Annotated in this window: 10 protein-coding genes; all 10 read left to right on the top strand. The window is 56.4% G+C overall.

The window, feature by feature from the left end; all coding sequences use genetic code 11:
• Window positions 1-123 precede the first annotated feature (123 nt).
• From D5269_RS15990 to D5269_RS15945, 10 genes are read left to right on the top strand one after another with little or no spacing between them, the layout of a single operon-like run.
• Entirely contained in the window at window positions 124-1,563 is a 1,440-nt protein-coding gene (locus D5269_RS15990) for a hypothetical protein (protein WP_120486775.1), read from the top strand.
• Window positions 1,560-3,413, top strand: coding sequence for a GGDEF domain-containing protein (locus D5269_RS15985; RefSeq protein WP_120486774.1), 1,854 nt, complete (start codon window positions 1,560-1,562; stop codon window positions 3,411-3,413). Before D5269_RS15990 ends, D5269_RS15985 begins: the two co-directional genes overlap by 4 nt.
• A 3-nt stretch (window positions 3,414-3,416) precedes the next feature.
• Window positions 3,417-4,727, top strand: a complete 1,311-nt coding sequence (locus D5269_RS15980; protein WP_243126911.1) for a hypothetical protein — start codon at window positions 3,417-3,419, stop codon at window positions 4,725-4,727.
• Entirely contained in the window at window positions 4,724-5,194 is a 471-nt protein-coding gene (gene pssD, locus D5269_RS15975) for a PssD/Cps14F family polysaccharide biosynthesis glycosyltransferase (protein ID WP_120486773.1), read from the top strand. The genes D5269_RS15980 and pssD overlap by 4 nt, the downstream gene beginning before the upstream one ends.
• Window positions 5,195-5,203: 9 nt before the next feature.
• The gene (gene pssE / locus D5269_RS15970; RefSeq protein WP_120486772.1) at window positions 5,204-5,683 is read left to right on the top strand and encodes a PssE/Cps14G family polysaccharide biosynthesis glycosyltransferase; all 480 of its coding nucleotides are present in this window, start codon (window positions 5,204-5,206) and stop codon (window positions 5,681-5,683) included.
• A gap of 16 nt (window positions 5,684-5,699) precedes the next feature.
• Complete coding sequence (locus D5269_RS15965) at window positions 5,700-6,773, top strand: glycosyltransferase family 4 protein (protein ID WP_120486771.1); 1,074 nt, start codon at window positions 5,700-5,702, stop codon at window positions 6,771-6,773.
• Window positions 6,770-7,741, top strand: a complete 972-nt coding sequence (locus D5269_RS15960) for a glycosyltransferase (protein ID WP_120486770.1) — start codon at window positions 6,770-6,772, stop codon at window positions 7,739-7,741. Before D5269_RS15965 ends, D5269_RS15960 begins: the two co-directional genes overlap by 4 nt.
• A 4-nt stretch (window positions 7,742-7,745) precedes the next feature.
• Window positions 7,746-8,735, top strand: a complete 990-nt coding sequence (locus D5269_RS15955; protein WP_120486769.1) for a glycosyltransferase family 2 protein — start codon at window positions 7,746-7,748, stop codon at window positions 8,733-8,735.
• 9 nt (window positions 8,736-8,744) lie between these two features.
• Window positions 8,745-10,283, top strand: coding sequence for a hypothetical protein (locus D5269_RS15950; protein WP_120486768.1), 1,539 nt, complete (start codon window positions 8,745-8,747; stop codon window positions 10,281-10,283).
• Window positions 10,276-10,461, top strand: coding sequence for a hypothetical protein (locus tag D5269_RS15945; protein ID WP_120486767.1), 186 nt, complete (start codon window positions 10,276-10,278; stop codon window positions 10,459-10,461). The genes D5269_RS15950 and D5269_RS15945 overlap by 8 nt, the downstream gene beginning before the upstream one ends.
• The last annotated feature ends 30 nt before the right edge of the window (window positions 10,462-10,491 follow it).

Here is a 10,491-nt window from a genome sequence, read left to right as displayed (position 1 = left end):
ATATCGCTTCATGGCTCTATTTTCGCACTTTTATTTGGTTTGTGCAATATTTATTTTTCAAACAAGCCCTAATGGACGTCAGGACCCAGGGCGGCCCTGACAGAGGAAAGGAGCGTGTACGGCATGATTTTTATGAGCGCGGTCGGACCGGCCTTGACGTTATGCCTGGTTTTTATATCCCTTCGGCTCATCCATCGTTTTTTCAAGGTGAAGACTGTCCTGCCGGTACTGAGACTGAAGGACGGCTTGGATCGGTTGTCGGGGAACAGGCGGCGTCTGGCTGCCTTTGGAGCGCTGTTCTGTTTGACATGGTTTTCCAGCCAGCTTGGCGTCAAGCTGTGGTCCCCCGATATGCTGATGGTATTCAGCTACGAGGAAGCGGCCCGCGGGCAGAACCCCAATGTCACCCGCTTTAATGAGTCCGGCATTTTGTCTGAATCCATTTTGGAAAAGGTAGTCCAGCGGGGCGATTTGGAGCTTACAGCGGAAGAACTGTCCGGCTTGCTGACGATTTCCACCCCGCTGGATGCGGAGAAGCTGGACGCCGAGCAGGAATCCTCGCTGAAGATCTCAACGGAATACTGGATTCACTGCTCAGAGCGGGTGGCTCTGTACCACACCCAGCCCAAGACGGTACTGAACCTGTTAGCCGATGTATACTGGGAGGATTTTGTCCGCAATTATGCAGAGAATGACCGTGTGCTGGATCTGTCCTTTGACGAGCTGGAGGGGATGGAATATCTGGACGTCAAGGATTACCTGGAGATGCAGGCGTACAAACTGAAAAACTACCTGCCTACCTACAGCAGCCAGAGCAGCAGCTTCCGCGCGGCGGACGGCGGAGAGACCTTTGCCTCCCTATCTCAAAAAATTGAGAATTTCGTGGAGATCGAACTGGAACGCTATGAGGCGTTTGTGCTGGAAAACGGCCTCTCCCTGGACCGGAATACCTATCGGGCCAGGATGCAGTTCGCAAACCGCCTGCTGGACACCGAGCGGATGAAGGATATGGCTGCCCATGACGTGCGGCTCGAGGCGATTGACATGTATAATGCCTATATGACGCGCTTTGTGCTGATTCCCACTTATGATACCAACCGGGAGTTCTATATGTCCAGGACCAAGGTGGGCGTCGACTATTTCGCTGACGAGGCGAAGGATCATCTGGAGTCCGCCACCAAGCTGTTGAAGGAGATGGAGCATAACACCTACGCCCAGTCACAGGTGGTTCAGGGACGTCTGTCCTCCGCCGCCCGCGCCCAGGCAGACCAGCGCATTGAGGAACTGAAGGCGGAACTCACCAGCCTGTCGGCCCAGTGCCGAGAGCTGTGCGGCGCATATGTGCAGGAGAAGCGGGACGGTTACATCCAGGTGTGCTTCGGTATGCCTCCTGTGCTGAAGGAGGCGGTCTGCGCCCTTATGATGACAGCCCTGTTTGCCGTACCTTTGGGCGGTCTGTACATTCTGGAGCCGTTTTATCGGGAATATCTCAATAGCCGCCCCTCCAATACCCGGGGAAAGAAGGGGCGCAGCAAACAGGGTCAGGAGGATGCCGCAACATGAAAGAGCTGGATGTATTCCGCTATTTGAAAAAATACCGCGCCCTGATCGCGGGTTTCTCGGTGCTGGCGGGTATCGTGTTTTTCTTGGTGGCCCAGCTGCGCATCCAGCAGTATACCGCCGCCACGGTGATCGAATACACTGGGATGCGGGCCGCCGAGGGGTTGTCTCCGGACGGTACGGACATCGACGTCACCGAGATCTATTCCACCAACCTGGTGGCCCAGGCCATGAAGGCACTGGATATCGACTATACCCAGGCCACCACCGACGACATCCGCATGGGGATTCAGGTGGAACCCGTCATCACGGAGGAGGATTTGAAGATTCAGCAGTCAAAGCTGGACAACGGCGAGGAGGATTATGAGCTGAACCCCACTAGGTATCTGGTCACCTTTCGCTGTGGTGTAGGCAGCGGCAGGGATTTTCCACGCAAGGTACTCAACCAGATTCTCCAGGAGTACGCGGCTTATTACGGCAAGACACACGTGAACACCGCCCTGGCGGCCAACCCTGTCAGCGATATCACCAGCAAGGGCTACGACTACCTGGAAATGGTGGAGGTGATGGATAGCACCCTTACCGGCATGGTGGAGCATCTGTCGGACAAGGTGAGCTGGAATGGGGAATTCCGCTCCAGCCGGACGGGCCTCAGCTTCCAGGACCTGAAGGACGAATTCAACTTTTTAAAGCAGGTGGAGGTGCGGCAGCTATTCTCCGAGATTTTGGAGGGAAAGGTCACTAAGGACCGGGATGTACTGCTGGACAAATATCGGAACCGAAACAATGACCTGACCATCTCCAATGCCGCCATCAACTTTGAAATCGACCGCATCCGGGGTATCATCAGCTCCTATGAAAACGCTATGGGGGAGTTCAGCGTTCCCACCGGCGTGGGGGACGAGAACAATGAGTCCTCCCTGAAAAACAACGTGCTGCCCAATGTGTACGATGAGCAGGATCAGGACCCGGATGGAAACTGGTCCCCCGTGGATCGTACAGCGGAGTATGACAAGCTGCTTATGAAGTACATCGAGGATCGGACCTGCTACGAGCATGCCCTGATCGACGCCCAGTATAACGACTATATCCTCAGTGTGTTCACTGGGGCGTCCGCCAGCTCCTCCCAGTCCGCTCAGGAGCGGATTCAGGAGGAAATACAGCATCTGGCAGAAAAGATCAACAACCTCCAAGCCGTCTATTATGAGACAAACGATGAGTACAACGAATATCTGGGGGCGCAGAATATTGTGATGCTGTCCAGTGTGCGGGTCACAGAGCGGTTCCCCATTCTGATCTTCACAGTGTTGATCGTGGTGATCTTTGGGGTGTTGGGCTGTGCGGGCGCGGCAGTATTCGGAAGAATTGAAGACTTCATCGAGTACTACGCTTTTACCAACAAGGTGGATGGACTGCCCAACCGGGCCAAGTGCGACCAGTTTATCACCGCCCGGGAGGGCCGCCCCATTCCGGAGAGCTTCGCCTGCGTTGTATTCCGGCTGGCCGACCTCCAGTCGGTGAACGCCCGGCTGGGCCGGGAGGCCGGAGACCGGATGATCAAGGATTTCGTGACAGTGCTCACCTCCGTCTTTACCCCCTCCGACAAGCTGTTTGTGGGCAACAACGGCGCGGGTCAGTATCTGGTTTTTGCCGAGTCTCTGGACAAGGAACAGGTGAACGCGGCCCTGTTCCAGATGGGCGTGGTGCTGGAAGAACGCGCCAAAGGCAGCGACCGCCATATCGAGCTGCACCATGGTTTTGCCTGCGCAGGGGAGGAGAAATGCTATTACATTCGTGATCTTTTATCCACAGCGATAAAGCGGATGAGCGGTTTTGCAGAAGGGGGGCGCTGAGGGGTGGTTCCAGTCCTCTATACAGCGCTGGCCACAGCCATGTTCTTTTTGCAGGACAGCTACTTCTCGATCGGGGATATAGAGCTCAGCCTCAAGAATCCCTGCGCGCTGGGGATTGTGTTCCTGGCACTGCTAAATCTTATCGTGACTGTGCGCCTGGGCCGCGTTATGGTCCTGGTCCGGCACTCCTTGATTCAGATACTTCCCTTTATGATCCCTCTTGTGTTTTCTGCGGCCATCTGGGTGTCCTCCGGGGCGGATAGTACAGCAGTGCTGAACGGTGTAAGCATGGTCGTACCCCAGCTGCTGTCGGTCCTTGTAGCCGCCGCCACGCTATATCTGTTTGGTGAGAAGGGGATATGGTATTGCCTGGGGGCCATGTGCGCGGCAAACTTCCTCAGCGTCCTGGCAGTGATCTGGGAGGGAGGGGCAGGCCGGTTTTTGCAGGAGTTCTGCACCCTGCTGATGACGTTCAGCGGGGAGACCGGCCCTTTGATGGTACAGCTGGAGAGCCATGATATCACCTTTGCCTTCGGTCCGTTTCTGATTTATCTGCTGTTGAACTGGAAACACGCTCCCCGTTCTCTGTTTTGGTTGGTATTGACGGCCCTCTTCTTTCTGATTGGCCTGAAGCGGATCGCTGTTCCTGCTGTCGCCCTGGGTTTTGCCGCGGCATTTTTCCTGCATCTGCTGCCGGAGAAGGCGACCCGGCAGACGGCACTGGGCACCGCCGCAGCCATGATGATCGTCAGTTTCCTTTACATCGCAGGCATCCGGTATGGCCTCTTTTCCTATTTGGAGGAACGGTTCCAGATCGAGACCATGGGCCGGGTGGAGATGTTCGCCAACCTGGAACCCTATTATGACATAGCGTTCACCTTTATGGGCAGGGGAACGGGCTTCGAGCGCTTCGTGGACTGGGCATCCGGCACAGTCTATCAGACGCCTGGACAGACCCGTATGCCCATCCATAACGACTTTTTACGGATGTATCTGAATGTCGGCTTCGTGGGGTACTGGGTGTGGCTGTGGGGCTGGCTGGTGGCGCGCCTGCGTTACTGGTTCCGGCAAGGGGGAAAGGATGTGGGCTGTCTGTTCCTGGGCATCTGTGTCTACTGCTTCGTGCTGTACACCACCGACAACACCATCTATTATCCCTACACGCTGACCGCATGTGCGCTGGTACCCATGGCCTGCGGCCTGGATGCCCAGGCTAAGGCCGCCTTGGAGAAGCGCTGCGCCCAATGGAGCCGCTGGGGCGGAGAGGCGCCGGCCCTAAGAAGCGGCTCAGAGGCTGGAGGAGATGCGGTTTGAGAGAAAAACAGCTTAAAATCTGCTTTGCCGCATCATCCGGGGGCCATCTGGCGGAGCTTCTGATGCTCCGCCCCCTTATGGAGCGGTATGACAGCTTTATTGTCACTGAAAAAACGATGTACACAGCGGCGTTGGACGGTATCCGGTGCCGTTGCCTGTTCCAGGTGAACCGAAAGGAACAGGCCTGGATGCTCCGGATGGTGGTCAATGCGTTGTGCTCCCTGCTGATCTGCCTGACAGAGCGGCCGGATGTGGTGGTGTGTACCGGGGCGCTTGCCCCCGTCCCCCTATGCCTGTTGGCGCGGGGAATGGGGGCAAAGCTGGTGTTCATTGAGTCCTATGCCAAGGTGAACACCCCCACCCGGACAGGAAAGCTCCTCTACCGCTTCGCCCATCGGTTCTACATCCAGTGGCCGGAGCTGCAGGAGCATTATCCCAACGCCCTCTATGAGGGCGGTATATATTGAGGAGGCGCGATGATATTTGTGACGGTAGGTTCCCAGAAGTTTCCTTTTGAGCGTCTGCTCAAGCAGGTGGATCGGATGGTGGAAAGCAGGATCATTACAGAGGAGGTCGTCGCCCAGGCCGGGCACAGCGGCTATATCCCCCGCTTTTGCCGCTGCCGGGCGTTTTATGACCGGGATGCCTTCGGCGCCCTGCTGGAGAGGTGCGACGTTCTCATCACCCATGGCGGCGCGGGCACCATGGTGGAGGCGGTCAAGCGCGGAAAAAAGGTCATTGCAGTTCCCCGGCTGGCCCGGTATGGGGAACATGTGGATGACCACCAGCTGGAGCTGACGCAGCGTTTCCATGAAATGGGTCTGGTCTGTGCCTGTCCGGAGGTGGAACGGCTGGCCGAAGCCCTGCAATGGGTTCAGGATTACAGGCCCGCGCCGTTTCGTTCCAATACAGAGGCGTTTCTGGCATCGCTGGACGCGTTTCTCAATGCTTTATGAGTAAAGGAGGCGTCTCATGAAGGTACTGGTGATCGGTCCCAGCGAGACGGGTTCCCGGGGCGGGATGGCTGCGGTGATCCGGGGCATACGGGAGAGCAGGACATTAAGCCGGGAGTTTGAGATTACCGTCTTTCCCTCCTGCATAGATGGCAGCCTGCTCCGGCGGCTGCTGTACTGCGCATATGCCTATCTTCGCTTTTTGGCCTGCTATCGGGAATACGACCTTTTCCATATACATACCGCGGAAAAGGGAAGCGTTTTTCGTAAAAGCATCTACCTGCGCAAAATAAAGCGTGCGGGGAAAAAGGCAGTTATACATATACACGGTGCGGAGTTTCTGGACTTTTACGACAGTCTGGGATTCTGGGGAAAAGCGATTGTAGACCGGTTTTTTCATCGTGCGGACCTGGTTTTAGCCCTGTCGGAGGGATGGCGGCGGGAACTGGAGGAGCGGTTCCATACCGGAATCTGCCAGGTGCTGTACAATGGTGTGGACCTCGCCGCGTTTCAGGCGGCAGTCTCCGACCCGGCGGAGCACCTCCATTCTTTTGTTATGCTGGGCCGCATGGGGGCCAGGAAGGGGACCTACGATTTCATAGAGGCGGCAGCGCTGGCAGTGAAACAAGCCCCGGGATTGACCATCTGCATAGCGGGAGACGGTGAGGTGGAGCGGATCCGGGGCATGGTGGCGGAAAAGGAGCTGGGCAGCCACGTCACAGTGTTGGACTGGGTGGACGGAGAAAAAAAGCTGGAGCTGCTGAAAAATGCCGCCGCTGTGGTCCTGCCCTCCTATCATGAGGGCTTGCCCATGGCCATCCTAGAAGGAATGGCGGCAGGGAAGGCTGTCATCAGCACCCGTGTGGGGGCCATCCCGGAGGTGGTTACGGAGGCGAACGGCATCCTGGTAGAGCCCGGCGATGTCCCTGCCCTGGCGCAGGCTCTGCTGCGGTGCGGCAGTGATGTGGAGAAGCTGAACCACATGTCCGTCAGCAACAGGGAGCGGGCGGAGGCATTGTTCAGTGTACAGGAAATGCATCGGAGATTGGCGGAGTACTACCGCTGGACAGCGGAAGGAAAGGTGAAGAAATGAACCTGATTAGTGTGGTGGTACCGGTATATAATGCCGGACCATATCTGCGGCAGTGCCTGGATTCTATCGCAGCCCAGACCTATTCCCATATGGAGGTTATCCTGGTGGATGACGCATCCACCGATGGCAGCGGCCAGATATGCAAGGAGTATGCAGAGCGGGACGAAAGATTTCAGTATGTGAGGTTCCCCGCCAACCGGGGACCGTCCGCCGCTCGGAACGAGGGCGTAGGGCGGGCGGCAGGGGCGTTCCTCTCTTTTGTGGACGCAGACGACTATGTGGAACCTGACCTGCTGGAAAAACTGTACCGCAGCCTGACAGAGAGCGGTGCGGATATCAGCACCTGCGGGGCGGACGGAATCCGGCTGGAGAGCGGTCCGGCCCGGACCTATTCCAGGGCGGAGGCGGTATGCTGTCTGGCTAAGGGCGCGCCCTTCAACCATGTTCCGTGGGGTAAGCTCTACTGTGCCGAGCTGGCGCGCGCGTGCCCCTTCGACGAAAATGTTTTCTACAGCGAGGACCTTCTCTTTCTCTATGAGGCGCTCAAGCGGTCAGAGAAGGTAAGTTGCATTCCCGATGTGCTGTATCACTACGTCAGCCGGGAAGGCAGTCAGATGCGCAGCGGGATGAGTGGGCGCAAGTGCACCGCTCTTGCTGTTCAGGAGCTGGTCTGCCGGGACGCCGCCATCGCTTTTCCGAAGGCCGAGCCCCATTTCCGACGGCTGGCGTTGGAAACCGACCGATGCATGGCCATGCTGACCGTGAAAGCGGGGGCGGAGGACGGGACTGCTTATGCGTATTTGAAGAAGCTGAGCAATGACGCCCGGCGGCATTTCAGCTGGAGGGCGCTGTCCCTCTTTCCATCCAAAAAGGATGCGGCAGCTGCACTGGCGCTGTGTGTGGGAGCGATGGTGTTTTGGGGGATCGCCGCTGCCTTTCTGCGTCTCAAAGGGCTGAAAGGTGGGTAAGGTCATGGAACGGAATTCCCCAAAGATCAGCGTCATCGTGCCGGTGTACAACGTGGAGCCATATCTGGAGCGATGCTTCGGTTCCATCGCGGCCCAGACCTATCCCAATATGGAGGTTATCCTGGTGGATGATGCATCCACCGATGGCAGCGGCAAGATCTGCGACGGTTGGGTGGCCCGGGACAAACGGTTTCAGTGTGTGCATCTTTTGTCCAACCGAGGGGTATCCGCCGCCCGAAACCAGGGTGTAAGCAGGGCGGCGGGGGCATTCGCTGTTTTTATCGACGCGGATGACTACGTGGAGCCATGTCTTCTGGAGGCGCTGTACCGTAATTGGCGGGAGACCGGAGCGGATATCTGCGTGTGCGGGAATGAGGGTATGGGGCTGGAGGAAAGCCCTGCCGCTGTCTATTCCCGGACGGAGGCGGTCCAATGCTTGGCCCAGAGAACTTCCTTCCTGTGGACGGTGTGGGGTAAAATCTATCCTATGGAGCTGGTGAAGGAAACGCCTTTCATCGAGGAAGAGCTATGCTGTGAGGACCTTCTGTTTTTTTATCAGCTGCTCAAGCGTGTGGAGCGAATCAGCTGCATCCCCTGCTGGCTGTACCACTATACCTACCGTACAGGCAGCCTGATCAACAGCGGTGTAAACGAAAAGCGATGCACTGTACTGTCGGTTTTGGACAATATCTGCACCGAAGCGCCCAGCTGGCTTTCCCCCGAGGCGGTGTCCTGCTTCCGGTTGTTGGCGTTGGAAACCGGGGTGCGTCTGGCCATGCAGGCGGTGGAGGGCGGTACGGATGGGCCGCTTTGGGAGTATCTGAAGCTGTTTCAGAACCACAGCCGCCGCCATTTCAGCTGGCGGGCACTGTCCTTCTGCCGGAAGAGAAAGACCATAGCGGCAGTGCTGACACTGCGAACTCACGCTGCCCTCTTTTGGGCTGCGGGCACTGTCTACTGCTGGGTCAAGCGGCTGAGATCGGGGGCGGAGTGAGGGAATCGCATGGATGCAACAAAGCATGTGGCAAAAAACCTAAAGTTTATACTGGCCAGTGAACTCATATTGGCCGCGCTGAAGTTCGCATCCCGCCGGGTGTTCGTTTTCACACTGGGAAAAGCGTATTTAGGCCTAAACGGGTTGTTCTCAGATATTCTATCCGCGCTCTCACTAGCGGAGCTGGGGTTTGGGGTATCCATCACTTATAGCCTGTACCGGCCTGTGGCCCAGGGGGATACAGAGCTCATCAAATCCCTGGTCCGGCTGTACCGCCGGGTTTATCGAACGGTGGGCGCGGCGGTCTTGGCGGCGGGGCTGGCGCTGTCGCCGTTTCTAAACTTTTTTGTAAAGGAAATGCCGGGGGACATCCCCAGCATCCCCCTGATCTATGCCCTGACCGTAGTCAATACCGGCATCTCCTATTTCTGGTCCTATAAGTCCACGCTGCTGTTCGTGTATCAAAAGAAGTACATCGACGCCACGGTCCGTACGGTGGTGGCATTGTTCGCCACCGGGGCGCAGATCACGGTGCTGCTGCTCACCCATAACTATGTGTATTATCTGTACATCGCTGTTGTGGCCACTCTGGTGCAGAACATGGTGATCTCGGCCCAGGCCGATCGGTTATATCCCTTTTTGCGGGAGCGGGAGGCCCGCCCCCTTCCGGAGGAGGTGCTGGGAGATATCCGCCGGAATGTGGGGGCCATGATCCTCCACCGGATTGGCTCCGTAGCGGTGTTCAGTACGGATAATCTTCTCATCTCCAAATTTGTGGGCATTGAAACCACCGGGCTGTACTCCAACTACATGATGCTCCGGGGCCTTTTGAATATAGCGGTCAACGCCCTGTCCAATGCTGTTATGCCCGCCTTGGGGAATCTGACTGTCACCTCGACAGTGCAGGAGAAAAGAACGGCCTTCCGTCGTCTCAATTTCTGCGCGGCGTGGCTGTTCGGGTGGATGAGCACCTGTCTGCTGTGTCTCTATGATCCATTTATCGAGCTCTGGCTGGGGGACGGATATCTGCTTCCCTCCGAAACAGTCCTGTTGATTGTGGTGAATTTTTACATAACCAGTATGCGGATCCCGGTGGCAAACAGCAAAAGTGTTATGGGGCTGTTTTGGGATGAGCGCTATAAATCAATCTTTGAGGCACTGGTCAATCTGGGGGTTTCCATTGTTCTTGCACGAAGATGGGGGATTGCCGGCGTTTTGACCGGGACGCTGATCAGTACGATGTCCATGCCCTTCTGGATCGAACCGCTGGGGCTCTTCCGCTATGGATTGAAGCAGGCACCCGGCGAGTATTTCTCGTGCTATTTCTTCCATCTGGCGGTGGCCGCCGCTGCCGGAGGGCTGACAAAGCTGCTGTGCGGAATAACGGAAACGAACATTTTGGGATTTTTGTGGAAGGCTCTGCTCTGTGCAGTGGTGCCAAACATGGTTTGTCTGGTTGTTTATTGGCGAATGCCTGAGATGCGTTTTTTGAAGGAGCTATTTACACGGATGGGCACAGACCGGAAAAAAAGAGGGCCGTGTGGATAAAACCGGAGCAGAGCAGGTCATACACGGTCGCAGCCAACCCTTTTTTAGTGATATCAAAAGGATTGCGAAAGAGGCACTTTTTGCGAAAGGCCTCTTTCGCAATTTATTTTTACACTTTTCAGACAAGAAAAAAGAATCAGGGCAACAGCATTTGAAATTTTGCCAAAAAGAGATATAATCAGGAATATGGAATTAAAAAGATTAAAAT

The organism is Anaerotruncus sp. 1XD42-93, from assembly GCF_009917605.1.
In the GTDB taxonomy this organism is placed as follows: Bacteria; Bacillota; Clostridia; order Oscillospirales; family Ruminococcaceae; genus Anaerotruncus.
This window is presented reverse-complemented; position numbering and strand designations above follow the sequence as displayed.